The organism is Motilimonas cestriensis, assembly GCF_021295315.1.
Lineage (GTDB): Bacteria > Pseudomonadota > Gammaproteobacteria > Enterobacterales > CBDFNC01 > Motilimonas > Motilimonas cestriensis.
Map to the genome: position 1 here is coordinate 1 of NZ_JAIMJA010000032.1, position 26407 is coordinate 26407.

Annotated in this window: 25 protein-coding genes; 13 read left to right on the plus strand and 12 right to left on the minus strand. The window is 44.9% G+C overall.

All coding sequences use genetic code 11. The annotated features are described in order from the left end of the window. Positions 1 to 408: 408 nt before the first annotated feature. Entirely contained in the window at positions 409 to 1236 is an 828-nt protein-coding gene (locus tag K6Y31_RS19990; protein ID WP_233054800.1) for a substrate-binding periplasmic protein, read from the plus strand. Between the two features lie 211 nt (positions 1237 to 1447). Then, positions 1448 to 3040 (plus strand): alkaline phosphatase, encoded by a 1593-nt coding sequence (locus K6Y31_RS19995; RefSeq protein ID WP_233054801.1) that lies wholly within the window; start codon positions 1448 to 1450, stop codon positions 3038 to 3040. Between the two features lie 328 nt (positions 3041 to 3368). On the opposite strand, the gene K6Y31_RS20000 is transcribed toward K6Y31_RS19995, so the two are convergent. Together K6Y31_RS20000 and K6Y31_RS20005 are read right to left on the minus strand one after the other, a co-directional pair. After that, positions 3369 to 4520 (minus strand): HmuY family protein, encoded by a 1152-nt coding sequence (locus tag K6Y31_RS20000; protein ID WP_233054802.1) that lies wholly within the window; start codon positions 4518 to 4520, stop codon positions 3369 to 3371. A gap of 40 nt (positions 4521 to 4560) precedes the next feature. Continuing rightward, on the minus strand, positions 4561 to 6585 hold the full coding sequence (locus K6Y31_RS20005) for a TonB-dependent receptor plug domain-containing protein (RefSeq protein ID WP_233054803.1): 2025 nt from the start codon (positions 6583 to 6585) through the stop codon (positions 4561 to 4563). A gap of 140 nt (positions 6586 to 6725) precedes the next feature. On the opposite strand from K6Y31_RS20005, the gene kdgK reads away from it, so the two are divergent. Further along, a complete protein-coding gene (kdgK, locus tag K6Y31_RS20010; RefSeq protein WP_233054804.1) occupies positions 6726 to 7643 on the plus strand; it encodes a 2-dehydro-3-deoxygluconokinase in 918 nt (305 codons plus the stop codon). 255 nt (positions 7644 to 7898) lie between these two features. Here the strand turns inward: kdgK and K6Y31_RS20015 are convergent, their stop codons facing one another. The 5 genes from K6Y31_RS20015 to K6Y31_RS20035 form a co-directional block, all read right to left on the minus strand. Continuing rightward, complete coding sequence (locus K6Y31_RS20015; protein ID WP_233054805.1) at positions 7899 to 8255, minus strand: hypothetical protein; 357 nt, start codon at positions 8253 to 8255, stop codon at positions 7899 to 7901. A 72-nt stretch (positions 8256 to 8327) separates the two neighbouring features. After that, the gene (locus tag K6Y31_RS20020) at positions 8328 to 8873 is read right to left on the minus strand and encodes a lipocalin family protein (protein WP_233054806.1); all 546 of its coding nucleotides are present in this window, start codon (positions 8871 to 8873) and stop codon (positions 8328 to 8330) included. A gap of 64 nt (positions 8874 to 8937) precedes the next feature. Further along, complete coding sequence (locus K6Y31_RS20025) at positions 8938 to 9261, minus strand: AzlD domain-containing protein (RefSeq protein WP_233054807.1); 324 nt, start codon at positions 9259 to 9261, stop codon at positions 8938 to 8940. Positions 9262 to 9263: 2 nt separating this feature from the next. Beyond that, positions 9264 to 10016 (minus strand): AzlC family ABC transporter permease, encoded by a 753-nt coding sequence (locus tag K6Y31_RS20030; RefSeq protein ID WP_233054808.1) that lies wholly within the window; start codon positions 10014 to 10016, stop codon positions 9264 to 9266. A gap of 3 nt (positions 10017 to 10019) precedes the next feature. Further along, a complete protein-coding gene (locus K6Y31_RS20035; protein ID WP_233054809.1) occupies positions 10020 to 10994 on the minus strand; it encodes a bifunctional helix-turn-helix transcriptional regulator/GNAT family N-acetyltransferase in 975 nt (324 codons plus the stop codon). A 228-nt stretch (positions 10995 to 11222) separates the two neighbouring features. Here K6Y31_RS20035 and K6Y31_RS20040 point away from each other — a divergent pair, with 228 nt between their 5' ends. From K6Y31_RS20040 to K6Y31_RS20060, 5 genes are all read left to right on the plus strand, one after another. Continuing rightward, positions 11223 to 12656, plus strand: a complete 1434-nt coding sequence (locus tag K6Y31_RS20040; RefSeq protein WP_233054810.1) for a TackOD1 domain-containing metal-binding protein — start codon at positions 11223 to 11225, stop codon at positions 12654 to 12656. Then, the gene (locus K6Y31_RS20045) at positions 12649 to 14007 is read left to right on the plus strand and encodes a glycosyltransferase family 2 protein (protein ID WP_233054811.1); all 1359 of its coding nucleotides are present in this window, start codon (positions 12649 to 12651) and stop codon (positions 14005 to 14007) included. Before K6Y31_RS20040 ends, K6Y31_RS20045 begins: the two co-directional genes overlap by 8 nt. Before the next feature lie 244 nt (positions 14008 to 14251). After that, positions 14252 to 15361: an HlyD family secretion protein gene (locus tag K6Y31_RS20050; RefSeq protein WP_233054812.1), complete on the plus strand. Its 1110-nt coding sequence runs from the start codon at positions 14252 to 14254 to the stop codon at positions 15359 to 15361. A 69-nt stretch (positions 15362 to 15430) separates the two neighbouring features. Further along, positions 15431 to 15940 carry a chalcone isomerase family protein gene (locus K6Y31_RS20055; RefSeq protein ID WP_233054813.1) on the plus strand — a complete coding sequence of 170 codons (510 nt, stop codon included), beginning with the start codon at positions 15431 to 15433 and terminating at the stop codon, positions 15938 to 15940. Beyond that, positions 15940 to 16461, plus strand: coding sequence for a DUF3833 domain-containing protein (locus K6Y31_RS20060; protein WP_233054814.1), 522 nt, complete (start codon positions 15940 to 15942; stop codon positions 16459 to 16461). Before K6Y31_RS20055 ends, K6Y31_RS20060 begins: the two co-directional genes overlap by 1 nt. An 83-nt stretch (positions 16462 to 16544) precedes the next feature. Here the strand turns inward: K6Y31_RS20060 and K6Y31_RS20065 are convergent, their stop codons facing one another. After that, positions 16545 to 16787: a TIGR02647 family protein gene (locus K6Y31_RS20065; RefSeq protein WP_232802046.1), complete on the minus strand. Its 243-nt coding sequence runs from the start codon at positions 16785 to 16787 to the stop codon at positions 16545 to 16547. Positions 16788 to 16968: 181 nt separating this feature from the next. Between K6Y31_RS20065 and K6Y31_RS20070 the strand changes: the two genes are divergently transcribed. Then, a complete protein-coding gene (locus K6Y31_RS20070) occupies positions 16969 to 17601 on the plus strand; it encodes a hypothetical protein (RefSeq protein WP_233054815.1) in 633 nt (210 codons plus the stop codon). Between the two features lie 60 nt (positions 17602 to 17661). Here the strand turns inward: K6Y31_RS20070 and K6Y31_RS20075 are convergent, their stop codons facing one another. Together K6Y31_RS20075 and K6Y31_RS20080 are read right to left on the minus strand one after the other, a co-directional pair. Continuing rightward, positions 17662 to 19065 carry a hypothetical protein gene (locus K6Y31_RS20075; protein ID WP_233054816.1) on the minus strand — a complete coding sequence of 468 codons (1404 nt, stop codon included), beginning with the start codon at positions 19063 to 19065 and terminating at the stop codon, positions 17662 to 17664. 157 nt (positions 19066 to 19222) lie between these two features. After that, positions 19223 to 20077 carry a Tim44 domain-containing protein gene (locus K6Y31_RS20080; protein WP_233054817.1) on the minus strand — a complete coding sequence of 285 codons (855 nt, stop codon included), beginning with the start codon at positions 20075 to 20077 and terminating at the stop codon, positions 19223 to 19225. Between the two features lie 218 nt (positions 20078 to 20295). On the opposite strand from K6Y31_RS20080, the gene K6Y31_RS20085 reads away from it, so the two are divergent. Further along, positions 20296 to 20691, plus strand: a complete 396-nt coding sequence (locus K6Y31_RS20085) for a hypothetical protein (protein ID WP_233054818.1) — start codon at positions 20296 to 20298, stop codon at positions 20689 to 20691. An 11-nt stretch (positions 20692 to 20702) separates the two neighbouring features. Here K6Y31_RS20085 and K6Y31_RS20090 read toward each other — a convergent pair whose 3' ends face one another. Then, positions 20703 to 21590, minus strand: a complete 888-nt coding sequence (locus tag K6Y31_RS20090; RefSeq protein WP_233054819.1) for a LysR substrate-binding domain-containing protein — start codon at positions 21588 to 21590, stop codon at positions 20703 to 20705. A 175-nt stretch (positions 21591 to 21765) separates the two neighbouring features. On the opposite strand from K6Y31_RS20090, the gene K6Y31_RS20095 reads away from it, so the two are divergent. After that, positions 21766 to 23292, plus strand: a complete 1527-nt coding sequence (locus K6Y31_RS20095) for a DUF3360 family protein (protein WP_233054820.1) — start codon at positions 21766 to 21768, stop codon at positions 23290 to 23292. Positions 23293 to 23577: 285 nt separating this feature from the next. On the opposite strand, the gene K6Y31_RS20100 is transcribed toward K6Y31_RS20095, so the two are convergent. After that, complete coding sequence (locus K6Y31_RS20100) at positions 23578 to 24132, minus strand: TetR/AcrR family transcriptional regulator (RefSeq protein WP_233054821.1); 555 nt, start codon at positions 24130 to 24132, stop codon at positions 23578 to 23580. A 147-nt stretch (positions 24133 to 24279) separates the two neighbouring features. Between K6Y31_RS20100 and K6Y31_RS20105 the strand changes: the two genes are divergently transcribed. Together K6Y31_RS20105 and K6Y31_RS20110 are read left to right on the plus strand one after the other, a co-directional pair. After that, entirely contained in the window at positions 24280 to 24915 is a 636-nt protein-coding gene (locus tag K6Y31_RS20105) for a glutathione S-transferase family protein (RefSeq protein ID WP_233054822.1), read from the plus strand. Positions 24916 to 25172: 257 nt separating this feature from the next. Further along, positions 25173 to 26270, plus strand: a complete 1098-nt coding sequence (locus tag K6Y31_RS20110) for a DUF3592 domain-containing protein (protein WP_233054823.1) — start codon at positions 25173 to 25175, stop codon at positions 26268 to 26270. The last annotated feature ends 137 nt before the right edge of the window (positions 26271 to 26407 follow it).

Sequence of the window (26407 nt, forward strand, 5' to 3'; positions counted from 1 at the left end):
TTGGGCAACTTCTAGTCGGAATTCTGGTGAATAAGTTGGTCTTGTACGTTTTGACATATTGATACCTGCTTAGTTATGGTGATCTTATCACCTCTAATCAGGTGGCCAAAATAGTTGTACCACTACAAAGTTGCCGCCACGCTAAGTCATGCTGATTAAGTAGCCACGAGCATGCGCGGCAAGGATGCCGCGTTTGAGCCTACAGGGAAGTATTCACGGCGGCTCGTGGTGGCTTAATCAAGCAATGCTTGGCACAGCCATCACTTTCCAATTCAGACTTGAGAGAATTACAGCTTGTTTACGTATATAATTGATAAAAATATCTGTTGCTAGGGGTGGTATGTTTTACCCCACTCCCTAACCGCAGCGGTTTAATACAGGCTTGCAGTAAAGTATGGGGGGGGAGAAATGCTAGTGCAGACAATCCAGTTATTTTCTCTCCGTGCGCTTAAAGGTGCTTGTATCTTAGCCATACAACTGTTCATGATTATGGCTCTGTGGCTAGCGTTATCTTGTTCATTGGCGTTCGCCACCCAGGCTCGGGTACTTAATATTGTGGTAGGTGAGTGGCCGCCTTTTGTTTCCGAACAATCGAAACATCATGGCCCGGTGGCACATCTTATTAGTGATTTGTTTAAAGACGCTGGCTATCAGGTTAACTATCATTTTGCGCCTTGGGGCCGCGTTTATTCATTGGCGGCGAGCAGCCAGCTTTATGACGCTACCGCCGTTTGGATGTACAAGCCGGAGCGATTACGCGATTTTTTGTTTAGTGCACCAGTGTTACAGGAGCAGTTCGTATTCTTTTCCCTTAAGTCACGGCAATTGCAGGCTGAGAATTTAGCGCAGATTGTTGGCATGCGTCTTGGTGGAGATATTGCCTACAGCTACGGGCCAGAGCTAGATAAGATGGTAGCTGATGGTAAGGTGAGCCAGCAACGAGTGACGAGTGTGAAGCAAAATTTCAGTAAGTTATTACGGGGGCGTATCGATCTTTACCCGCAGGAAATGCACATTGGGTTGGCTGAGCTGCGGAGTGAACTTGATCCCGCAAGTGCTGCCCTGATTACATACAGCAAAGTCCCTTTTTTACGTAATGACAGTTTTGTTATGTTTCCACGTAACATGCCTGATTCAGACAGGCTTAGAGTGGAATTCAACCAGTTATTAGAGCAAGCCATTGCAAGTGGCCGCTATCAGGAATATTTCGATCGGTTGGAGCAAGGTGAGTATTGACGTTCCAAACCGCTGTGCTTTTGTTGGTTACTATTATTTTTTGGTATCGCTATGAATAATCGATTTAATCAGCGAACTATTCTGTAGTTAGTGTAGCTAGATAGTACTATTAATGCTTTTTGTTAGTTATTCGAGTGTCTTATTCTTGTCATAAATCTGCCTTAGTATCTTCACCCTAATACTTATTTCATCATTTTTCATAGGAAAATCCATGCTACCGATGCACTTGGCAAAAAAATCTGTTTTAGCGCTTTCATTAACCCTAGCGAGCTACGCAAGTTTTGCGCAAACACCCGTAAAGAATGTCATCTTAATGATTGGCGATGGCATGGGCCCTGGCCAAATGGGTTTACTTGAAGAATATGCCCGTAAAGCACCAAACTCTATCTACAAGGGCCATGACACTGCACTTAAAACCCTCATCGATAATGGCGTGCTTGGCATGTCGCTACATAGCCCGGCTGATGCCTTGGTGGTTGATTCTGCATGTTCAGCTTCTCACTTAGCCTCTGGTGTGGATGCGCCTTCTGAAGCGCTTGGTTTAGACATAGATGGCAACCCGGTTGAAAGCGTTTTAGAAATTGCCAAAAAAATGGGTAAAGCCACAGGCCTAGTGTCTGATACGCGCTTAACCCACGCAACCCCTGCGGCTTTTGCGTCGCACCAACCACATCGTTCATTTGAGAATGAAATTGCAGAAGAAATGCTCGCGACTGGCGTTGATGTGATGTTATCGGGTGGCTTACGTTACTGGATCCCTAAATCGGCTAACGATAAAGGCGAGTTGTATCAGCAGCTGGTTAAGCAAACAGGTGGTGATATTCAAATTAAGTCGAAGCGTAACGACGAGAAAAACCTATTAACTCAAGCTGCATCTGCAGGTTATAGCGTTGTTCATACTCGTCAGGCTTTAGCGGCGGCGCAGGGAGATAAAGTGCTTGGTCTATTTGCTTATTCAGGCATGCAAGATGGTATTGAATACAGTAATAGTAAAAACGATCCGAAACGCTCGATGCCGGGTTTAAAAGAAATGACTCAGAAAGCGCTAGATGTATTAGCTCAAGATCCTGATGGTTTCTTCTTAATGGTTGAAGGTGGGCAAATTGACTGGGCTGGACATAATAATGACGCCGGTACCATGTTGCATGAAATGCTTAAGTTCGATGAAACAGTTCAATATGTGTATGACTGGGTGAAAGATCGTAACGATACCCTAGTGGTGGTAACGGCAGACCATGAAACCGGTGGTTTTGGCTTTAGTTATTCACGCGCTGGTATCGTTCAACCAGAAAATCGTTCGGGTAGCGCATTTAAAGATCACGCTTACCAGCCTAACTTTAACTTTGGTGGCCTAGCTATTCTTGATAAGTTATACGCGCAAAAAACCAGCTTTGCGAACATGCTGATTGAGTTTGATGATAGCGGTGATAAAAAACCACAAACACTGCAAAAAATCGTTAATGCAAACAGCGAGTTTGATATTACATTAGAGCAAGCTAAGGCTATTTTGGAAACTGAGCCGAATCACTTTCATGACCCTAAACATAAGTACTTAAGCGCTGAAACCTTCCCTAAGGTTGATGATTTTGAAGCTTTCTATGTTTACGGTGAAGAAGTTCGTAACGACCTAATTGGCCGCGCGATGGGTGAAGAGCAAAATATTGTTTGGGGCACGGGTACACATACTGATACGCCAGTTGCTGTTATTGCCTACGGTCCAGACGCTGTCACCGCACCGTTTTCACAGCTTTCGCATCACACTGATGTGGGCCAGCTGTTAATTAAAACCGTGAAAGGTAGCTAATAAAAATCCGGTTACCGGTAAATTAACCGAACGGATTAAACTAATGATTAAAAGGAGAGGCACTAAGCTTCTCCTTTTTTGTCTTTGGTTTTCTAGGTTTCCATTTTTTAGTGTATCCACTACAAATTATTTTTTTAGAGAGCTTGATGCTGATTTATTGTCTTAAAAATCAATGCTATAAATGAAATTATAATGTTTACAGTTACACTTAGCCATGCTGATTAAGTGGCCACGAGCATGCGCAGCAAGGATGCCGCGCTTGAGCTTACAGGGAGGTATCTACGGCGGCTCGTGGCGGCTTAATCCAGCAATGGCTTGGCGCGCAGTCTTAATTAAGTTCCTGATAACGTAAAACTAAATTACCGCTTTTTAGGGCGCCATCGCTACCATAGTTACTCACTACTTGCAGTTTAAACAAGCGGGCATCGCCTTGGCTTTCGTCTTTGATTAAATAAGTGGTAAAGGTTGGCCACATTTTGTGCTGGCCTTGAACGCTGTATTCCAAGGGGCCGTAACTGCCAGGTTTGCTTAAAATGCCTTCGGCGCGATCGGAAAAGTATTTATACACTTGCTTGTTGTCGGTGGGATCGGTCACGGCATTTACATTGGCTACCATCACCGCGCCTACGCCTGCTTTGCCTGAGCCCGATGCGCCGCCATTCACTTGCAGTGGGTAATCGCGGCCATTTACTTTAATGCTTAAGTCCCAAGCTTGATCTGCGCTTGTTAGGGCATTCGTTTCTAAATCCCAATAAGCTGTCGCGTTAGAAAAATCTAACGCTGGTGAATCTACCGCAGGGCTAAATTGCTGCGCATTGGCATCCCAGTTCGCCACGCTTAATACCGCTTTGCGCGTGGTACTTGGACCAAAGGCGACGGTGACTTGCTTTACGCTAACGCGCGCGTACTGGTCGCCACTGGCTGAGCGAATGATCCAACCATTGTCTGCTTTAGCGGAATATACCGGTGCGCCTTGGCTATAATCTGCTTCAAGCCAGTCCGAGGTTTTAATTTGGGTGATTAGGCTGTCGCTGACAAATTCGCTGCAGGCGTCAGCGGTCACGGTGTTAAAATCGGTAACCGTGTTGGTTTGATTTAGCTTAACAAATTCGGCTTCGACAGCGTTGCCTTCACCATCAAACAAGCTGCTGTATTGGTGTGCAATACAACCACTGACTTTACCTTGGCCAGATAAACCGCCATTTAGCATGAAGCCGCTGTATTTTTGATACCCGATCTGCCAACTCTGGTCGGTTACGGTGGCATTTGATAGCAGATCGAATAATGCTGGTTGGCTAGCATTGGTGGCATCTAAGTTAGCATCAGTAAAAGTCGGTGCCGGCTCGGGAGCGGTAGTAGGTGTTGGTGTCGGCACTGGTTGGTCGGTGTCGGTTGTGGCAGATCCGCCTGAGCCTCCGCCACACGCGGTTAGTAAAATAGAGCTGATAGCAAGGGCGAGTATTTTTTTATTAGGGTACATCTTGGTTTCTTCCTTTCTTAGATCAAACAGAGGGTGGGGACTAGCCTTCTATGCGCAGTCCAAGGTAAACAAAACGACCGACTTCCGGTCTAAAATCTGTGCCGGTTGCGGGCGTGTCGCGTACGGTGTCAGTAAGGTTATCTATGCCAAAAAAGACTCGCGTTTGTGGCTGAATAAAATAGTTCACCTTAAAGTCAAAGGTGCTGTAGGCCGGCGACTGACGTAGGTTTTCGGCATCTAAGTACTCTTTGGTTTGGTAATTGCCGTATAACGAAAAGTCTGTATTGATCGCCGCTAAGTGATAATTAAGCTTGCCCTTAATTAAATGTGCCGGGCGACGAGTGAGTTGCTGGCCAGTCGTTTTGTCTTCGCTATTTAAATAACTATAAGAAAGGTTGGTTTGCCAATTGTGTAGCCATTGATAACTGGCGCTAATATCTACACCTTGGGTCATGGCTTGGTTAACGTTGTTGTAGTTGAAAATACTCAGGCCTCGCGCATCCGATGCTTGCTGATCATAGGCCGTATCAATCAGGTTTTTAATCTCATTATGAAACAGGTTAATGTCGAACATTAAGTCGGCATTAGGGTGCAGCTCGGCACCAAGTTGCAGGCTAACTGAGGTTTCAGGGACTAGGTCAGGATTGCCCAAAATCATGTAGCCTAACGCACTATGATCAAATACATAATGACGTTCTTTTAAGGTGGGGACACGGTAGCCGGTACCGATGCCGCTGCGAATTTTGCCATCAAACTGGCTTAATGTGTCGGGGCGATACATCAGATTAAATTTGGGCGCGGCATGCACGCCAAAGTCCGAGTCGTGTTGCACGCGAATACCGGGCAGCAGCTCTAAATTATCAGTGAGGAAGAAGTCATCCTGTAAGTAAAACTCTAGGTTGTTGCGACGTTTTGTCCCGTTGAGCTCATCGATATCGCTTTGGTTTTGCTGGCTACGACTGATTTGCTGCTGGTTTAAGCTGCTGCGATAAGCCACTGCACCAAAGGTAACCAAGTGATTGTTAAAATAATCGCTGTCGAGTTGTAGCTCTACTTTGTCAAACTTGCTTAGGCCAATACGGCTTTGATCCAATGCTTGGGTACTTAAAGTATCTTGCGAGGTTTTATCTTCAAATTCTTCATACATATACCAGCTAGACAGTTCAATATGATCTGCAAGGGGTTGATTGTAAGCCAGTAGAATATTTTTACGGCTGGCTTGCTCGGCTTTTACTTTTTTGATTTTGCCAATACCGGGGACAAAAGAGCCAAAGTTTTTGTAAATATCTTCTTGGTACCAACTGGGTTTGACGGTTAGCTCGCCGCCATTAGCAAATCGGTAGCCTAGCTCAAGGGAGAGATTGGTTTTATCGCCGGCATCGCCTGCAAAATCCCAGTCGCTAAGATCAAGATCACTGCCACCCTTGTGGCGGATATCAGCCATTAATTGTGCGTGCCAAGTATCGGAGCTCTTACTGAGTAATAGATTGGCGTGTTGATCATTTAGAAGGGCGCTGCTGACATTGTGTTGGCCGCCGTAGCTGCCGCCGTCGAGGGTGAATTGGTAACGTGTGCCAGCGGTTGCGCGTTTGGTAATAATGTTGACCACCCCGCCCATGGCTTCACTGCCATACAGCGCAGATACTGCACCTTTAACAATTTCAATATGTTGCACGTCAGCCACGGCTATCTGGCTTAAATCGACACTGGATCCAGTCGAGGCCGTGACGGGCAGGCCATCAATCAAAATCAGTACGCGGTCGGCGTTAATACCTTGTAGCCAAACTTCTTGACCACTTTTTCCGTGGATTGGCTTTAACATGAGTCCGGGGACGTTTTTTAGCCCTTCAGCGAGATCGCGAGCATGGCTGTTGGCGAGTTCTGCAGCGGTGACTATTTCTGTGCGCACCGGTACATCGAGTAAGGCCTTTTCGGTTTTGGTGCCTGTTACTACCATAACAGGGGCCTCTGTCGCAGCACTAGCGGTTGTGATCAAGGCGTAGCTGCTCAATAACATTGAGGCTAACCAGCGGCGACGAAAAAGCGAAGAAACAAGATTATCCATATTGCTAATACCCAGCTGCAAAAAACAGCTAGATAATAATGATAATGGTTATCAATTGCAATTTGATTTTTTAGGTTTGCTTGCTTGGCGGATGATGCCGCATAATCAATCCTGATTTGGTTTCTCAAGGAAGCGTAATAATGACAACAAAAGTAGCAGTCATTGGGGAATGCATGGTGGAGCTGCAGCAAAAAGGCGATTTGTATCAGCCCAGCTTCGGTGGTGATACCTTAAATACCGCTTTGTATTTGGCTCGCTTGAGCGCACCCCATGGTGTGAGTACTGCTTATTTAACAGGGCTGGGGCTTGATACCTTTAGTGAGCAAATGCTACAAGCTTGGCAGGTAGAGCACATCGACACACAGTTTGTCGCGCGTTTAAAAGATAAGTTGCCCGGTTTATATTCGATAGCCACCGATGCAAAAGGTGAGCGAACCTTTCATTATTGGCGCAGTGATGCGGCGGCAAAATATTGGCTACGCGAGCACAGTGTGGCGAGCTTAACCGGTTTACTAGAACAATTTGATTGGCTTTATTTGAGTGGCGTGAGTTTGGCTATCTTGCCCGACGATAGCCGAGAGTTACTGTTTACAGTGTTAAAACAGTTGAAAGCGAAAGGGATTAAAATTGCCTTTGATAATAACTATCGACCGATACTTTGGCCTAGCCAAGCGCGGGCTCAGCAGTGTTATCAGGCGATGTTGGCGTTAACGGATCTGGCATTTTTAACTTTTGACGATGAAGAGTTGTTATACGGCGAACAAGATGAAGATCGGGTTATTAAGCGCACCCTTGCTGCGGGTGTAAGTGAGGTGGTGATTAAGCGCGGGGCAGAGCCGTGTTTGGTGGTTACAGCAGAGGGCGTGACAGCGGTGCCTGCTCATCCGGTGACTAACATAGTGGATACTACCGCGGCAGGCGACTCATTTAGTGCGGGGTATTTGGCGGCGCGGCTGTTAGGTGTTAGCCCATCTGCGGCGGCCCAAGCTGGCCATCAACTTGCTGGTACCGTGATCCAATACTCTGGCGCGATTATCCCTATAGAAGCGATGCCATAACAGTACCTCTAGCTCGGTTTAAGCCTCAGGGTGAACGGATGAGTGAGTGAATTTTAATTACTCAGTGATATCTTCCTCGACGAAGCGCCGTAACATCATCCTTGATGGTTTAACCGCCGCATCCATGCGGCTGATATTCGTCTAATGATTTATCACTTATTGTTTAAAAAGATATTCACTATCTCGCCCTAGTCTAAGCTTGCTAAATTTGGTTATGGTTTTTCTTATCCAGAGTCAGGGCTCTGTTTATAAATGCTATAGCTGATTAAGCATATCGTAATATTGCTGCAGCACTTCTAACGCGCGCAGCGTAGCCACAATCAAGCCCCAAGTTAGTAGACTGGTTGCTAGGGTGATCGCAACTTTCCATAACCGAGTAATGTTGGGGTGGAACCAGACTAACGGTAGTGCCAATGGCCCAACCGATAAAAATAACACCACTAAGATGCTGGTTTTGAAATACCAAGGCAGTTCAGGCTTAGTGTTGGTTACGGTGGGCGTTATTGGCTTGGTTGGCGTAGATTGGGTTGGCGCAGCTAAAAATTCACCGCAATGCTTACATTTGATCGCCGCATCCATGATTTCTTCGGCGCAAAAGGGGCAGGTTTTCATTGTTTGAGCCTAACTTGTCATTTATTGAAGAGTCAATAAGTTAGCACCTTTTTAGCCAAGGTGCAGGGACTTTTAAGGCGCACTTGTATCAGTAGCGGATTGTTCAACAAAAATCAGCGCATCGGTATTAAAGCCTAATGCCTTGGCTTGCTGGATAAAGTCTTGTTTCACGGCGTCAGTTACGGTGGGGGTACGAGATAATAGCCATAAGTAATCACGATTGTTACCGGCAATAAATGAGTATTGGTAGTTCTCTTGGTCTAAATCAAATACCACATAAGCGCCGTAAAAAGGGCCAAAAAACGACACTTTTAGATACCCTTCATTATCATCGCGAACAAAATAGGCCTTACCTTCGGCTTCCTGCCATGTTCGCTCTGCCGTATTAAAACCTTTGTTTAGCACTTTGATGCCGCCATCTTCGCGCATCGAATACGTTGCCGACACTTGATTTAAACCACGTTCAAAAGAATGGTCGAGTCGTGCTATTTCATACCAAGTACCTAAATAACGTTCACTTGAAAAAGGCGTGACAGGTGTAATGCCCTCGGGTAAGCCAGTGCAAGCGTTAAGTAGTAATGCGCCACAAGAGAGTAGCCATTTTTGCCAAGTTGCCATTTTTTGTCCTTACTATCGAATCACGATAGGGTTGAATACGTGCGTTGCCTAATTTGGCCCACTTTTAGAGCAAGTGGTGATAAACCATAAAAAATGCCATGCCTAAGCCTATGGTTAACAGCAGGTTACGGCTGATGAGGGCAACAAAAAACGACACCACCCCAGCGACCAAGTAACTGTTGCTAAAGCTTAGCTCAACCGTGCCATGAGGCAGCACCACGCTGGGCACAATAATGGCGGTTAATACTGCAGGTGGCACATAACTTAAGGCTTGTTGTAAAGGGGCAGGTAAGCGTAAGTTACCCGCCATCGCAAACATGATAAAGCGAATTAAAAAAGTGACAGCAAACATGCCACTGATTAGCCAAATTTCTTGTTGTATCGCCATGATTAAACTCCTTTATTAGCCGTAGCTGTGGCATTCGCAAGGGGGAAATATTTCGCCACCAAATAACCAACGCTGATGCCAGCAAGGGCGGCGATCAACAGGCCAACTTTATTGGGTAGGTGAGCAAATTGCAGTGACATACCTGCAGCCACTAATACCGCACTGATCATAGCTTTGCTGTTTAGGTAAGGCACGACCATGCCAATAAAGGTGACAGACATGGCGAAGTCGAGTCCCCAGTCAGTGATATTAGGAATGGCACTGCCCAAAGCAATACCGATCACTGTGCATAAAACCCAGTTACCGTACATGGCTGACATTGAGCCTAAGTAGAACCAATGTGCTTGTTTAATATTATCGCCTTGGTAGCGGCGGCTGACGGCGGCAAAGGTTTCGTCGGTTAAGCCAAACGCCATGATAGCGCGCACGGGCAACGGTAAGTGCTTCACTCGTTCCACTAAAGCTGTGGCGTAAAGTAAGTGACGTAAATTAACCACTAAGGTGGTGAAAATAATAATGCTTGGGCTGGCTCCTGCGGCAATCAAGCCTAAGGCAATAAATTGCGCTGAGCCTGCAAAGACGATGATCGACATTGCCATGGTGGCGGCAATGGATAGGCCGCTGGCGGGGGCGAGGGTGCCGAATAATATGCCAAAGGGGATCGCACCTAAAATCAAGGGTAAGGTCGCCACTGCTCCGGCGTTAAATTCGCGCCGGCGTAGCATGTGTAATTCAAGTGTGTTGGTCGTTGCCATGGCTTAATCCTTACTTGAGGTATTGAGTGCTAACGTCATATAACGATCGGCACGAGGGTAACTTGACTGTCCTTGCGGATGTGGCACGACTTGAAAGCCGAGGTGTTGATATAAGGCCATGGCCCGCGTAAGTGCCGAGTTAGTTTCTAGAAATACTTGTGTCATGGCTAATTGTTGCGCTTTATTAATCGCGGTCAGCATTAGTTGACGGCCAATGCCTTTACCTTGCTGGTTCGGTTGCACTGCCATTTTGGATATTTCCATGGTCTGTTGATCATGAAGTCGTAAGGCGAGGGTGCCAACTATATGATGGCCTTGGCGAGCAAAGAAAATATAGCCGCCACTGGCCAAATAATATTGTTCGGGATGATAAAGGGCTTGCTGATCAATCGCGGTTAATTCGCCATTGAAATACTGATTTAGCCAAGCCAGATTAAGCTCGGTGAAGTCGTGTTTGTATTCGGTTTGCCACGGCTCTATGGTTATTGCATCTTGCGGTGCTGGCAATTGCGTTACCACTCGCTCGGTTAAGCTTTGTTGTGCCAGCAACTGCTCAAACTCATCGATCGCTGCTAATAACGGATGCTGCTGTTGCTGCATGATTTGCTCTAACTGCCATTGTATTTGTTGCCAAATGGGCTGCGCCTGCTGACTAATTTTCAGTGACTTTTCGGTAAAGGCCACGACTGTTACCCGTTGATCACTCGGGTGTGGTTGCTTGTGTAACAAGCCTTCTTTGATCATTTTTTGTGTCATTTTACTGATGGCAGGGTGGCTGACGGATAAGCGCTGTGCGGCTTGAGTAACGCTGACAGGGCCTTCATTGTTAATCAAGGTAAACAGCGGAAAATAACTTGGGTTAAGCGCTATCCCTTGTTGTTGATAAATGGCATCAACCTGTTGCATCAGCAAATCTGACAAGCGTTTAGTGCGGCTACCTAATGAAAGGCTGCCGAGTATTTGCATATGATCTGTCATCAGTATATTTATTTGTGTAACTAGTTACGTAAATGCTATTTGATTTTGCTTTTTAAGTCAATTCTTCGTGAAAAACCCTATTTTTATAATTAGTTACCAGCAAAATTGCCGACTAAATGAAGAAAATACACCTAAACTTATTGATGAGCGCAACCGAAAACCTAGCTAAATAGCTTACCTGTTCGTGCTTGTTTGAACCGGTCACCCAGTGCAGAAAGGAAGTCGCCTATGCCCAATCACTCTAATGGAAAGCCAGCATTACTCAACTTTAATGAGGCGGGCGAAGCGTATGATTCTGATGACAAAAAGCCGGTGATTTTATGCTTAGGTAAGCCTGATGTTCACTATTCCGAGGCTTATAGTGTCAAGGTGTTGTTTGATTTGGCCGCTTTTTATGACGCGTTACCATTATATGAAAATCTAGCGGCGATCTTGCTCTGTCAACATGCTGCTGATGAGGCGTTACCGGTGATCCGTCAGCATCCTAATACCGCATTAATACTGGTATTTTGTGATGAGCCTTGTCTATACCCTCATGATGGCAATATACCTACCGAGCAGCAGCTAACGTCAGCATGGCAAGCTTGGCAGCAAGCGTATGCGAGCTATCCTGAACTAGGCAAAACCCATAATCCACAAGATCTTTTATTAGCCTATTTAGCATTAAGAGGTGATTGCTTACTTACCCCTGAGCGCGACTTATCGTCAGCCTTGAGCTATCGCTACCCAGTATTAGAGCTATTTGATTTGGGCGACAGTCAGTATTTTCTTAAGCAAGCGATGCGGGATGAATTAATGTCGCCGGTGAGCTTAGTTGATCGGGTGCGCCAGTGTACCCATTGTGGTCATAACAAGCTGAACTATGTCGATTTGTGCCCTCAATGTAGCTCGCTAGATATTAAGCAGCAATCGGCTATTCACTGCTTTACCTGTGGCCATGTTGGTGAACAGCAAAGATTTATGGATGGTGGGCGGTTAGTTTGCCCTAATTGTTTAACCGCTTTGCGCCATATCGGCGCGGATTATGATCGTCCGTTAGAAAACATGGAGTGTAATAGCTGCCAGTCTTTTTTTATTGAAGCTAAAGTAGTCGCGCGCTGTTTACACTGTGACCATGAAAATGATCCGAGCGATCTGAATATTGCTCAAATCCAATCTTTTCGAATTACCGATAAAGCCAAGTTTCGGTTACGTGTCGCGTTAGATGAACGTTTTTCTTTAGACCTGGGTGAACAGGTCAGTCGCGACTATTTACATTGGCTGGTGGACTGGCAACTCGGCTTAAGCCGTCGTCATCAAATAGAGTTTGCTTTGTTATGTCTAAGCTTTAACCGGGTTGAGCAAGCGGTTGATGAGTTGGGGGCCGCTCAGGTGTATCGGATGATCGGGCAACTAGGTACACAGGTTAAAGATCGACTACGGGTTACCGATGTGATTTGCCAATATGAAGATCACAGTTACTTGTTGCTATTGCCCAATTTACCAGTCGATCATTTAACCGTGGTACAGCAGAAGATGCGTCAACTATCTCAGTTGGTGGAAGGATCTAGTGCGCTTGATATGGCGGTGTCTTATTATCATGCGCCAAGCGAGCTTGTTGAAGGTGAGAATGGCGAGTTTTTAATCGCTCGCTTGCTGGCTGAGGCGAGTGGCCATGATTGATTTTCTGACCACCGTATTTGGTTTACTGGGGCAAATTTGGCTTAGTGCGCTTATTGATGGCCAGCGCACCGCTTTCTTGTTGCCGGCATTTATCTTTATCGAGCTGTCACTGTTATTGGTGATCGTGTTTGGTATTTTACACTGGTATCGCCATCGCCAAGCCTTTTTGAGCATGCCAAGCACCTATCACCCTCGGGTATCGATCATCATAACGTGTTATGGCGAAGGCCGTGAGATTGAAAAAACCATTTTGAGTTTTGCCGAGCAAATTTATGCCGGTCATATTGAAATTATCGCCGTGGTGGATGGTGCGAAGCAAAATGCTGACACCTTTGCTGCCGCCATGGCTTGCCGTGCTTGGTTTGAACGTCGCCATCGTAATCAGCCGCTGCGCTACCCCAACCGCAGTTATCGCGTGCTGCCCAAATGGCAGCGCGGGGGGCGAGTGTCTACCTTAAATGCGGGACTGCATGTCGCCCATGGTGAAATCATCATTAATGCCGACGGTGATACTTCGTTCGATAATGTCACAGTGGCTTTGATGGTGCGCCATTTTCAAGACCCGAATGTGCCGGCAGTAGCCGGGGCGCTTAAAGTGCGTAACCAGACCGATGGTTGGGTGACGCGGATGCAAACTTTGGAATACATGATGTCGATTCAATGTGCGAAAACGGGCTTGGCACGTTGGAATATGGTGAATAATATTTCTGGTGCGTTTGGCGCATTTCGTCGTGATTTTTTACGCAAAATAGGCGGTTGGAATACCCACACCGCGGAAGATTTAGATTTAACCATGCGGATCAAAGCGTACTTTGGTCGCCACCCCAATTTATATATCCCTTTTGAGCCTCATGCGATTGGTTTTACGGAAGCGCCAGCGACTTTTAAAGAGTTTCGTCAGCAGCGTTTACGCTGGGATGGTGACTTATTGTTCCTCTATTTAAGAAAGCACAAACAGAGCTTTCGTGTTCGTTTACTAGGCATTAAGAACTTTATTTTCACTGTCATTTACGGTGTGCTGCAAGAAATAATACTGCCATTCTTAATTTTCTTATTCACCTTGTGGCTATTTGTGATTTATCCCGCGGGCTATGCTTGGGGGGTATTGCTGTTTGTCTACTTTTTATACTTAGGCCAAGCCGTGCTGATGTTGGCTTTGTATTATTTTCTGATTTCAGAGCGACGCGAGCAAGAGCTTTGGATTTTTCTTTGGTCGCCTATTTATCCCTTATTCGCCTTTTTTAGAAAAATGTGGTCAATGGTCGCCGCCCTTTATGAAATTGTCGGACGTGGTCATGAGGAAACGAGCATGGCGCCTTGGTGGGTAATAAAGCGCGGCACCAAGTTTTGATTCCGCGGAAATGCTTGATTCGCGATATAAATATCGCTCCTACAGGGCGTTGCAGGCGAGGTATTGATACAGCGATGTGATGGAATTGCGATATAAATATCACTGTCACAGGACGTTGCAGGCGCGGTATTGATACAGCGATGTGATGGGATTGCGATATAAATATCACTGCCACAGGACGTTGTAGGAGCTGTATTTATATGCACAGCGAAAAAATCGTCGATATTGATTAATTGGAGAGGCAATGGATATAAAATTTTCTTCATCAAAGCAACGTAAGCCTGACGTTGATGATGGCGCGAAAGTTATTTATGCCTCAGACAAACGTAAGGTATTTAAATTACGTTGGTACGCCATTTTAATTGTGGTGCTTAGCCCGGTGGCATTCATGCTTTATCAACTGGCCAACGATACCATTATCGTGAAAGCCAAAGGGTTATTGAATACCGATGCGGCAGTGCTTTATGCCAGCGACCGCGCGCGTGTCGAGCAGGTATTAGTGACACCGGGACAAAGCGTTTTTGCCGGTCAGCCACTTATTAACTTATCCAGTGAGTCGTTAACGGCGCAAGAAAAGTTACTTACCACTGAATTAGCCAGTCTGCATAATAAACGTCAAAACAGAAACAGTGTGCTATTGCGTAGTTTAGAGCGGGCCTTAGTTGCCGCACAGGAAGGCTTAGCGGATCAAAGTGCAACGCTAAAAAAATACAATGTATTGCGCCGTGAAGGGGTGTTAAATGAAGCGGAAATGGCCGAAATTCGTAACCAACACACCCAAGCAAGGATCTTAGTGCAAGACCGGCAGTACGCACTCGATAACGCCAAACGTCAGTTTTATATTGAATCAGTGACCGGCCCCATGGCCAGCCTGATCAGAAACTTAGAGCAGCAAATTAATTTATTAAAGCTTGAGCAAGGCACGCTTAATCTAGCCGCTCCGCGTTTAGGTACGGTGCATCATGTGTTTGTTAAACCGGGTGATATTGTCACTAATACTTCCCCGCTACTGCTATTGAGTAATATAGAAAACCAGCAGGTGATCAGTTACTTACCACCAAAATTTTTAGACTATTCCGATATAGGCCAAGAGGTGACCATTATCCTGCCTAATGGCGATACGGTGCTAGGGCGGGTTAGTGCGCCGACCGTGATGGCGGCAATTATTCCGGAAAGTCTAAGCACCGCTTTTCAGCGTGATAACGCAGCCCTTGAAGTGACAATTAAGCCATTAACGTTGATTGATGCTCAAATTGAAAATTTACCCGTGATAGTGCGATTTCATTTTAATGGCGAAAACACCAGTTATTGGTTAGATCAGTTATCTCGTTGGTGGCAACGCATGTGGGCTTAATGATTAATTATCGATCTAACATCTGTAGCGGCTCGTATCTTATTTAACAGTAAAGGTTAAGGGTTGGATATGAAACATAAGTTGCTAGGAGTCCTAGGGTTATTGTTTTTGCTTAGCATTAACGCTGCATTTGCCGTTTCTCCCGTAAGTGATTTAAAAAAAGTTGGCTCAGGGCAAATGGAGTGGTTATTTTTTTCGCTTTATGATGCCAGTCTCTACAGTGAAACGGGGACTTATCAGTCCAACCGTTTTCCAATCGCACTGCAAATCAAATATCACAAACAGATTGATAAAAAACATCTACTTGAAGCGACTCAGGAGCAGTGGCAACACCTTGGAATTGATAATAAACAGCAGAACGATTGGTTGATGCTACTAAATCAGATCTGGCCTGACGTAAACAGTGGCGATGAGCTGACTTTTGTGGTGCAAGCTGATGCCAGTAATATGTTTTATTTCAATAATGAGCCCATTGGCAAGATTGAAGATGGCGCATTTTCAGCGGCCTTTCTCGCTATTTGGTTGTCAGAGAACACCAGTCGCCCTAAGTTACGCCAGCAATTGATAGGAGCCTTGTAATGCGTTTATTCACCTTATTAATGAGCAGCTTTTTGCTATTAGCCTGTAGCAGTCAGCAGCTGAGTGATTATCAAGACAAGCAACCAACGCTGGACTTGCAAGCTTTCTTTACCGGTGAGTTGGAAGCGTCTGGCATTGTGATTGGGCCAACAGGCAAAGTGACGCGCACTTTTACGGTGGAGTTACTGGGCACTTGGCAAAATAACCAAGGGGTATTAGAAGAATGGTTTGTATTTGATGATGGTGAAAAAACCACTCGCACTTGGCGTATTAATGATTTGGGCAATGGCCAATATACTGGGACTGCTGGCGATATTATCGGCACCGCCGAAGGTGCAAGCACTGGTAATGCGCTAAAGTGGGTTTATGACTTAGAGATTGAAGTGGATGGTAGCGTTTATCAGGTCAAGTTTGATGACTGGATGTATCAAGTGTCAGACACTGAAATCATCAACAAAAGTAAAATTAAAAAGTGGGGTTTTAACGTCGGCGAAGTTATTTTGTCGATTCGAAAAAAGTAATAATCCCCTCGTGAAATCAGATGGATAAATAAAAAACGCCACCACTTAGACTAAGTGGCGGCGCGTAATAATTAATCCATGTATTAGCGTAGTGAGATAAGTAACGCTTCTAAGTTTTCAGCTGTTTTGGCTCCAATGTCAGTGAGGTAGCCACCGTCATCACGCGTAATTAAACCTTTGTCGAATAATCGTTTAGCTGCCACGGCCAGTTCAGGAGAACATTCGCTGTGAATTTTAATGCCCTGTTCGTGGTTGTCAGTATTAAAGCAAGAGAGAATTTTTAAATCGTTGACCAGTTCAACGGAGATTATTTCAGCACCTTTCATAAGATTTCCTTAACTGAATAAAGGGTTAACGCCACACTAAACAGTTTAGACGTTGAAAACGCTGTGCTAAGTCAAATATTGCCGATAAGGCGCGACTATTCACAATTATTCGTGAGCAAGTTTGCTTTTCTGGTTTGGCTTTTATAGCGTAACGAGAGTTTCTTATAAGTGAGCGTACAACATGAATGACATGTCGGCAGAGCAGAAAACGCAAATACTCATCGATCACTTTGGTCTGTCCACCTCCGCTAAGGATGTGGGCTTTATTTTACCTGACGGTAGAATGCTCAATTTACAGCGTTGGTATCCTGATCGTAGACGTAACCATGTCGATGCGGTATCGGTGATATATGGCCGTCCGCCTTCGGGTAAACAATGGAATGAGGTTGACCTGATCGCTTTAATGGCAGAACTACGCTTGCTGCGCTTTTGTCTAAAAGGTGAGATTCATGCCGCTAACCCACCTACGCGCAGTCAAATTCGTAAGCTTTATTCGCTGGTAGCCTATCGTTCTAACGTGTTTGAGGTACTGATTTCAAATGCCCAAGGGATCACCATGGCGCGCTCTGAGCTGGTCTCACCAACCATGGAGAAAATTCTCAATGTGTTCAAAATTTACTCTGATAATATGGTGCATTTAAGTGAAGATGAATTTGGCATCGAAGATCGAGAGGGTCATTATAGCTTAGTGTTTCGCCCCAACCATCAAACCGTGGGGCGCTATTTGAAAAACTCCGGTGTAGTAGAAATGAACCCTCTGTTTGACCAAGCTAAACCCTTGTTTATGAAGTTATTGGAATATTATCTTAAATAACCCTAATTAAGCGATAGAAGGCTTACGCAGAACTGAGGTTAAATAACAATGAGTAGGCCACTACTGTTCGGGCTTTTTGGCTAACGGTTTTTGATATGTACCGGCGTGCTCTATGTCGATAATACCGGAGCGATTGAGGGTGATTTTATAACGCTCAAACTCCTCATCAGCAAACCCTTGGTTGAGGGCGATGACGACATTTATTTGGTAGCGTCGCTCGATCGCAGTTTTTTGAATCTTCTCACCATTGAGCTCGAAAAGCTTACCTTGGCCTCGCTCTAAATAACGAGCAAGTGGCCGTAAGCTAAAAATAATGGTTTCTTCTAATGACTCATAGCCCGGTTGAAACTCGGAATTAGCGACCCGGGTTTCCAACCGATAATGCAGCAGCTCGGCACTTTGTTGGTTTTGGGTGTGGCGTCTAGCTAATAGCTCTTGTGCTTGTTTTGGCAACTTGCGTGAGCGTATGTAATCGAGCCAAATTTTTTGTTTGGCCATTTCTGTTTGGTTAACTGTGTCTTTTAAGGTGCGTAGCCACTTCGGTTTACCACGTCTGATCCAGCGCCAAAGCATGTTTTTGAAATCATCTTTAAACACTTCACGCACGCCATAGATAACGGAAAGCACCAGAATCATCACCGAGGTAATGCCACTCAGCGCCCCTTGGGTTTTGATGATAAGCGTTAGTACCACCGTCATCACCAAGGCAGTCGCCACGCCGGTCACCACTTTTCGGGTGATGCTGCCCAAAGCCGTGGTTTGCTCACGAAATACCACACCATGCTCAATGAGTCGGCGTAATAAACGCATTTTATTGGATATGCGGTTAGGGTCGTTGAGTGTGGAAGTTGAGTTGTAATTAAGGCTTAAGCGGTATTGGTTTTCTTGTTCACAAAACTGCAGCAACTCATTACGTTGTTGGCTGTAATCCGATTGACGTGGCTTTTGTGCCAGCATTTTGAGTAATGATTGCTCTGTGTACCAAGAGAGGTAGTTATCAACGTTTTCAAATATTGCATTGAGCTTTACATCGTTGGGCGCGTTGCGACGCAGTTTTTTTAATATGGTTAAACTGTTCGAGGCCAGCACTAAGGCGGCATCGTAAAAGGCATGGGTATACTCACTGTCTTCCAGAATCAAGGCTTCAGCAATGTCAGTATCAAGGGCGACAAGGTATTGATAAGCAAATAAGTTGAGGTTAATTCGGTACTCATCAGGGGAGCGTTTCATTCGGCTGGCAAACCGAGTATGTAACAAGGGTAAGTGTAAGCCTTTGGTAAAATAGGCGCGCTGGCCAGTGATTGCAGAGTTAAAGTATTCGGTTTCAGAGAGCGTATTACTGTTAATGCCCATCTCTCTAGGTAATGAGAAATATAAATCGAGGCGACGCTGCTCACCTTTGTTTAACTGGTGCTTCAGTTTAACTGAGAGTTTTTCATGACTTTTTATATTAACTTGGCGCAACTTGGCTCCTTGAGTAGGGATCTCCCCTTATTATAAACAAGGCGTTAAATAATAGCTTAGCTTAATTCGTAGTATGTTTGGCTGGTGCTGGTGGATAAGGAAGCAAGAGGGGACGATAGCCCCTTTGCTAAGCAAAGAGGCTAATATTAATTGATTTTTACTGCTCGATGCCGACAATTAACCAAGGGGCATCGGCTTGAGCTGCGTTACGCTCTAAGTGCCACACTTCCTTAATGTCTTCTTCTATGCCTTCAACCGTGTCACGGTAGCGACCGCTGAACTTAACGCTGACTTCCGCTAGGCTGGCATTATGGGTAGCGCGTACTAGTTCGGCATCCATAAACATCACTTCTGTGTGTTGTGCGCCAGCTAATTCACGGCGTTGGCTACTTAGCTCGTTGTAAAGCTCAATCGAAACGTATTCTTGGATTTTGCTTAAGTCATTCTCATTCCAAGCTTGCTGTAGGGTTTTGTAGTGGCTACGAGCACCTTCCAAAAAGCCTGCTAAATCAAAGCCCGGTGGCAAATCAAATGGGACATCACTTGCCGCTTGTGCAAATCCGTTGTTGCCATTATTGGCAAAACCCGTTTGTTCGGCTTGTTGGCGGAACTGGTTTGGGTTTTGTTGGTTGCCACTGGCGTAAGCTGGTCGCTGCTGAGCGCCTGCTTTCGATGCCATCACAGCACGGAAAATTTTAAACAACACAAATGCGACTAGGGCCATGATCAGAATATCCATAATTTGAATATTCTCAAAACCGCCGCCCATAAATAACGCAGCTAATAGACCACCCGCTAGTAGACCACCAAGCATGCCGCCCATTAAGCCTTTTTTGCCCGGTGTGCCCGCTGGCGCTGCAGCTGGCTTGTTTGGCGCAGCAGGTTGTGCGGGCGCGGTTTTATGGCTCTTACCGATTGATTTACTGCCGCCGAATTTCTTTGCTTCAACAACTGGGCTACTCACCAAGCCGACGGCAAAAATCATCGCGAACATAATAAAAAACTTTTTCATTTATAGGGTCTTTCTTTAATTGGTTGAGGTGGTCTCATCATAGCTGGGTGACATTATATGTCAATCGACAATGATTGTTATTTGAGTTGTTGATTCAGCGTATTTATTTACGTTAGTTGGTGCAGGTTTTGCATGAGTTTTGCCTAATTCATTGCTAGAGAGCAATATTGGTCATTTAATTTGGTGATCGTTAAGATTTTGACGTTAAGGGGGATGTGGTGAAACTCAATGCTTACAATCAACCCGGCCTTACCTATGGTTTGCCGGATAAGAATAAAACAGCAGAGGATGTGCAAGACTCAAATAAACCAACGGTCTCGCCGGACGCTTCTGAAACCGAAGAGACGCCAGAAGCACCGGCAACGCAGGAAACTATCTTAGAAGGTATACAAAGGGTTAAGCAGTCGATGAACGACATTCGCTACAGCACAGAGATAGCTGTAGACGACAAAGACCAACAACTAAAACCATTACAAAATGAGTTGGACGAGTTGGTGAGCGCGATGCAATTCGCGATTAAAGATTTTGCTACCAACAAAACCAATGAACTATTTGGTTTTGATAGTAGCGGCTCAGAGAAAAAAGTAGGCACCTTGTTTGATTTTATGGCCTAGTGCGACGTTGACTATCTAATCAATCGCTTTGCTTCTTTAATCAGGCAGTCGCGCAGGGCATGATCGTTCATATCTTTATGCCAAATAAAAGAAAAATGACGCTTCAAGCTCAAGCCTTTAATGTTGAGTTTTTGTAGTACACCTTGTTTTATCCCATCTGCACAGCTGCGTGCTGGCAGGCAGCTGATATATTCACCGGAAGCAATCAGAGCGATTAAGGTCGGAATGTGGTCATATTCTTTACTGACATCAAGGTGCTCAAGTTTGCTAAAAATGGCAGCATCAAATACATCTCGTGTGCCTGAGCCGGGCTCTCTCAGTACCCACTTACTGGCTTCCAATTGACTAAATGACACTTCATCTTGGCGCGCATAAGGGTGAGACGCAGCAGCCACGATGATCAGTTCATCATCACACCAAAGCTCTTGATTGATTTTACTGTCGTCGCAACGTCCTTCAATCACACCTAAATCAATATTGAAACTGCGTACATCTTGGATGATTTGCTGGCTATTTTTAACCTGAAGCTTCACTTGGATTTGCGGGAAGTTGCTGTCTAAGTTGCTAATCAATTTAGGGATCAAGCTTTCAGCCACCGTTTGGCTGGCACTAAGTTGTAACTTACCGCTTAAAGAATGCTTGGCATTGAGACCCATTTCGATTTGATGCACATCTTGCAATAGCGCTTTCGCTCTGGGCCTAAGCCAAAGTCCCCATGAGTTTAATACCAAGCGTTTACCTTGGCGATCAAATAGCAGCGTACCAACCTGTTGTTCAAGCTGTTGTAGCGACATGCTAGCGGCTGATTGGCTGATGGCAACACGGGCTGCAGCCGCGCTGACACTGCCGGTATCGGCAATGGCGTCAAAGATGGCAATTTGTTTCAGAGAAAATTTCATATAAGAAAAAATGATAAAGTAAATAAGTAAAACTGGTTTAACTAATTTACCTCGTCTCCTTAGTCTCTCTAGTCATAGAACATCGGCACTGCAAAGGATTTTGCAGCGAATTGGCAACATACTTTAATTCGTTACCGATAGTACAGTTTTTTATCTTGAAATACTCGAGGACGTTATGACTGATACAGCAAAACAGGACGCTGCTGCAGAGGGCACTTATCAGGAACGGCACAAACCGGCTTCTGAATTTGCTTCACGCTCAGATTACTTAGATCATGAATTACAAATAATGAAACCACGCCGCTGGGGCTTAAACCTGCCGGGCCGTGATTTCCGTTTTGAGTGGGAAGACTTAGTACCCGCTATCGCCGGTACGATTGGTATTACGGTGATGTACTCTGCAGTAATGCAGGCTTGGGCTGCTGGCCTAACGGAAAAATGGGACCACGTAAACTTAGGCGCTGACTTTGCAATTGCAGTCGTGCGCGTAGAAATGCTGATCCCAGCCTTACTGTTTTGTATTATCAGTTCAGGTTTTATTAACCCGAAAGCCAACCTTGCCGGTAACCACGGTCCAATGATTCCTTTGATTGGCGCGATTGCGTTAGCGGGTGCTCACCCACTGGCTTTGGCTATTTTATTGGGGGTGTTTGGTTTAATCCTCGCCTACTTTAAAGGCGGCTCGAAACTGGTTAACCTCACCAGTGACGGGGTTGCCGGTGGTCTGCTGGTGTTCCTTGGTTTCATGGGCGCGAAAAGCCAAATAACTTCCTTATTTGACTGGTCTGGTGGCTTACAAAGTAGTCACGCACTGGATTACAGCTTAAGTCATGTTGCCTTTATTATATTGGCCTTGAACGTTGTTTTATATGCTTATTTGGCTCGTATTGGCAAGCGTTGGTTAGCAATCCCCTTATGTTCGATAGCTGCCATTGCTATTGCATTTGCATTGGGTGCAGGCTTAGATCTTAAGTTTGTGACCGCGCCTGGCCTACCTAATTTAAGCCCAGTTTACTGGTGGGGCTCAACTGAAACAGGTTGGCAGTTAGGCTTACCTAATCTAGAGCACTTTATTGCGTCATTACCATTTGCCATCTTAGCTGTTGCAATGTGGTCACCTGATTTCTTAGGTCACCGTATCTTCCAAGAGCTTAACTACCCGAAAAAGACTGAAGAAGTATTAATGGATGTTGATGACACCATGACCACTTGTTCTGTGCGTCAAATGGTCGGTACAGCATTAGGTGGTGGTAACATCACATCAAGCTGGGGTACATACATGATCCCTGCAGCTATTGCTAAGCGTCCAATCCCAGCTGGTGCCATTTTGCTAGGTGCGCTATGTATCATAGTGGCAGTGTTGGGCTACCCAATGGATGTAACGGTATGGCGTCCAGTGATGTCAATTGCATTGCTAGTAGGTGTATTCTTACCGCTACTAGAGGCGGGCATGCAAATGGTTAAAGATTCAAAGAGCAGCCAGTCGGCAGGTATTTGTATCTTCGCGGCATTCGTGGCTAACCCTGTGTTTGCATGGGCACTGACTATGTTACTAGACAACAATGGCCTGATTGGTGATAAAGACCGTGCTAAGACGTTATCGGTTTCTGACCGTATCATCGTGCCTGGCCTTGCCTTTGTAATATGTACTCTTGCTATGGCAGCGGTAGGGATGCTACCAGGTATTCCTAAGCTGATTTAATCGCTGAATTTACAACTATTGGGTTATCCAATAGGTGAAATTTAAAAACCTTGGCCAGTTGGTCAAGGTTTTTTGTTTGTTACTTAGTTACGAACCCTGTCTATTGACCGACAAAAATACCCCTCTAGGTCAATAAAGTAGTAATTTAATTACCTTGCTTTACTGATTAGTGTTATCAGTTTTTCTGATGTTTTGGTTTTTTGTTGTTTTCACCGATGATTAATATCGTTAAAACCGTTGTTAGTGCCAGCTTGTGCGATTATTCAACCCTAGGGTTACTTGGTTTTATTGTTTTATTTCAAGAGCTTGAAGTGCATTTAGGTAGGCTGCATCTAGGATGTTTTGAGCTTGTTGTGTTGATGCTGTTGAGCGCGCTAAGGCAACGCCACCAATCATAGTAATAGCAGCTTGCAGCACCTTGGCCTCGTCAATACCTGAATGAAAACTAAGCCGAGTCACAAATCCATCCAATACCTTGCCATAACTCTGTTTCGCCGCTTCTTCTTGCAGACCAATATCCGATATTAAGAAGGCCAGTGGGCAGGGATCCTCTGCTGCAACAACATGTTCCATCGATAAGTAACGGCGAATTAAATCGGGCAAAGACAGGCTCTTTTGCTGACGGCTTTGCCCAGCTTGACGTGCGGCAAAAACAATCGCTTCGCTATATAAGGCTTGCTTTGAACTAAAATGATGATAGAAAGCGCCACGCGTGAGCTCTGCATCTTGCATCACATCATCAATGGATACTTGCTTATAGCCCTGTGCGGTAAAAAGTTTGCCGGCGCTAGACAAAATTCGTTGTCGTGTTTGCTCTTTATGAGTTTGCTGCCAAGCCATAGTGCCTCCTTTAATTGTATTACCGCGACTACAGTGCCACAGCAATAAAATATGTTCTTGAACATATTGCCACAACTTTTACCCTGATGAAGATGAAAGATGCATCGGCATCTACTCTTAATTCAACGTCTAATATAAGGAAAGCCAATGAGTCAGGTAATCATTTATGGCGATCAGCGCAGCAATTTTGTCCGCAGTGTTGAGCTAGTGTGCCGCATAAAAGAAATCGACTATCAAATCGGTTATAAAAATCAGCTCCAAGCGATAGAGTGGAAGAGTGCCGAGCACTTCTCGTTACACCCGTTTGGCCGGATGCCTATTTTGTTTGAACAAGATTTTGTGCTGGCGGAAAGCTTGGCTATCTGTCGTTATCTGGCGAAAAAACCACTCGGTGAAGTGTTACTCGATGCTGACCCAAAGCAACAAGCTAAGCAAGACATGTGGGCGACCTTGGCGGTGGGCGATATAGATAGGGCGATTATTAGGCGTTATTTACTCGAGTTTGTAAACATGCATGGCTTAGTTGAAAATCCTAATTTATCGCGCATGGCAAGTCGCAAGCCGGATGCACTGCAAGCCGTTAAAGTAGTAGAACAACAGCTTACTCAGCAAGCATTTATTGCATCAGACTATTTTAGTTTTGCCGATGCGCTGTTAGTGCCAACATTACAGTATGCAACTCGTTTACCCGCTGAGCTTGGTCTTATTGCACCTGATAGTGTGATCCATCAATACATTACAAAAGTACGGGTTATTTCTAGTTTCTCTGAGGTACTTATTTAAATCATAATGTGATCAATGTCTTGGTTTCACGCTTTTGATTCAAATGGCGATTTTAACTAAATTAGTGCTATTAACCATTATAAAGAATTAACTAAATGACAATAGGTTTATGATCTATTGTCAGCTTAGGATTAATGGCACTTTATACTGTTTTGTAACATTTACTTCGTTACCGTTCGTCGCATTAAACTGCTTTTTGTCATCGATTGATTAAAATGTGTGCTTATAAATTAATTCTAAATTACATGGGCAACGCAATGGCGAAGAAAATGCTCACTCTTGGGCAAAAGCGAAAACGTCTAATAAAACTATTTATTGCTATCGCGGCATTGGTCGTAATAGCGGTGGGTATTTTCCTACAAGGCCAAGCTTTAGAACAGCACCGGTCGTTTTATCAGCAGCATGAAACCGCGCAAGGCAATATTACAGATTTATATTTGGATGTAGAAGAATACCGTAGTCGTCAGGGGCAGATCAAAACCCGAGATGTGTATTTTGTGCGTTATGATTTTCTGGTTGGCGACCAACTGTATTTTGGTGAACTGCAAATTGACCCCGAGCAATATACTGATCTAGCGGGTAAAACTCAGTTAGAGGTTTGGTATCAAGCTGACAGGCCGGATATAAATACAACTGAATTTAAACTCGCCAGTGAAATTGCAGAGGAGTCATTAGGGCGTAGAGCGCTACATATGGCCTTGATTGTGGTGCCGGTTGCGGTGGTGTTGAATTATTTACTGGCCTTGATTTTTGCGCGCGAGCCGAGAGGTTATTTGCCGGAAGGCTTTTACACCGAGAACAGCTGGTTAGATGTTGAAGATGGCTATTTAGTGGTATACAACAGCGACCATTTGTCAGCTTTATCGATTCATAAAAAGCACATTGATGATGTACAGCACTTGTATCAGCAAGGGGGCTCTTGGCAGCAAATTTTGGCTGCGGCGCATGGTAAATTAAAAGAAATACCATTTGAAGACATTACCCGAGTGAAGAGTGATCATTACAGCGATGTGTTTTACGTTGAATATGACACCGACCAATCGGCGGTGATTGAGTTTTTAAATCCAACGGTTAAAGCACATGCATTGGCTCAATTAGCTGATTATTTACCTCAGCGCTTGATTCTTAATACACATAATTTTAGCCGCTTTCGCTCGGCGCGAAATAGCCTGATCGCGGCAGGTGTTTTAATGGCGTTATTATTTATTGTCAGTAACTTATGGCTTAACTTATTGGTTGGCTTTGGCTTGTTGTGGAGCTTAAAGCGCAGTATTAGTCGCTTGTTTGATCCCACCGTACGTAGCCTTTGGATGGATTTAAAGGCTAGGCGTCACTTTTCACGACCCACTTCTTAATTTGATTTATGCGTAAGCCAGCATGGCGCTGGCTTATTGCCGCTTTAATCTGTTTCGCTTGCCCTATCTTGCTTATACCGCCTTTAACCGTTGTGTTGTCGGTTCAGCTTCATTATTAGTGAAAAATATCAGCTGAT

Coding starts and splice junctions, on each gene's coding strand:
- K6Y31_RS19990 (WP_233054800.1), top strand. CDS start 409: ATGCTAGTGCAGACAATCCAGTTATTTTCTCTCCGTGCGCTTAAAGGT.
- K6Y31_RS19995 (WP_233054801.1), top strand. CDS start 1,448: ATGCTACCGATGCACTTGGCAAAAAAATCTGTTTTAGCGCTTTCATTA.
- K6Y31_RS20000 (WP_233054802.1), bottom strand. CDS start 4,520: ATGTACCCTAATAAAAAAATACTCGCCCTTGCTATCAGCTCTATTTTA.
- K6Y31_RS20005 (WP_233054803.1), bottom strand. CDS start 6,585: ATGGATAATCTTGTTTCTTCGCTTTTTCGTCGCCGCTGGTTAGCCTCA.
- kdgK (WP_233054804.1), top strand. CDS start 6,726: ATGACAACAAAAGTAGCAGTCATTGGGGAATGCATGGTGGAGCTGCAG.
- K6Y31_RS20015 (WP_233054805.1), bottom strand. CDS start 8,255: ATGAAAACCTGCCCCTTTTGCGCCGAAGAAATCATGGATGCGGCGATC.
- K6Y31_RS20020 (WP_233054806.1), bottom strand. CDS start 8,873: ATGGCAACTTGGCAAAAATGGCTACTCTCTTGTGGCGCATTACTACTT.
- K6Y31_RS20025 (WP_233054807.1), bottom strand. CDS start 9,261: ATGGCGATACAACAAGAAATTTGGCTAATCAGTGGCATGTTTGCTGTC.
- K6Y31_RS20030 (WP_233054808.1), bottom strand. CDS start 10,016: ATGGCAACGACCAACACACTTGAATTACACATGCTACGCCGGCGCGAA.
- K6Y31_RS20035 (WP_233054809.1), bottom strand. CDS start 10,994: ATGACAGATCATATGCAAATACTCGGCAGCCTTTCATTAGGTAGCCGC.
- K6Y31_RS20040 (WP_233054810.1), top strand. CDS start 11,223: ATGCCCAATCACTCTAATGGAAAGCCAGCATTACTCAACTTTAATGAG.
- K6Y31_RS20045 (WP_233054811.1), top strand. CDS start 12,649: ATGATTGATTTTCTGACCACCGTATTTGGTTTACTGGGGCAAATTTGG.
- K6Y31_RS20050 (WP_233054812.1), top strand. CDS start 14,252: ATGGATATAAAATTTTCTTCATCAAAGCAACGTAAGCCTGACGTTGAT.
- K6Y31_RS20055 (WP_233054813.1), top strand. CDS start 15,431: ATGAAACATAAGTTGCTAGGAGTCCTAGGGTTATTGTTTTTGCTTAGC.
- K6Y31_RS20060 (WP_233054814.1), top strand. CDS start 15,940: ATGCGTTTATTCACCTTATTAATGAGCAGCTTTTTGCTATTAGCCTGT.
- K6Y31_RS20065 (WP_232802046.1), bottom strand. CDS start 16,787: ATGAAAGGTGCTGAAATAATCTCCGTTGAACTGGTCAACGATTTAAAA.
- K6Y31_RS20070 (WP_233054815.1), top strand. CDS start 16,969: ATGAATGACATGTCGGCAGAGCAGAAAACGCAAATACTCATCGATCAC.
- K6Y31_RS20080 (WP_233054817.1), bottom strand. CDS start 20,077: ATGAAAAAGTTTTTTATTATGTTCGCGATGATTTTTGCCGTCGGCTTG.
- K6Y31_RS20090 (WP_233054819.1), bottom strand. CDS start 21,590: ATGAAATTTTCTCTGAAACAAATTGCCATCTTTGACGCCATTGCCGAT.
- K6Y31_RS20095 (WP_233054820.1), top strand. CDS start 21,766: ATGACTGATACAGCAAAACAGGACGCTGCTGCAGAGGGCACTTATCAG.
- K6Y31_RS20100 (WP_233054821.1), bottom strand. CDS start 24,132: ATGGCTTGGCAGCAAACTCATAAAGAGCAAACACGACAACGAATTTTG.
- K6Y31_RS20105 (WP_233054822.1), top strand. CDS start 24,280: ATGAGTCAGGTAATCATTTATGGCGATCAGCGCAGCAATTTTGTCCGC.
- K6Y31_RS20110 (WP_233054823.1), top strand. CDS start 25,173: ATGGCGAAGAAAATGCTCACTCTTGGGCAAAAGCGAAAACGTCTAATA.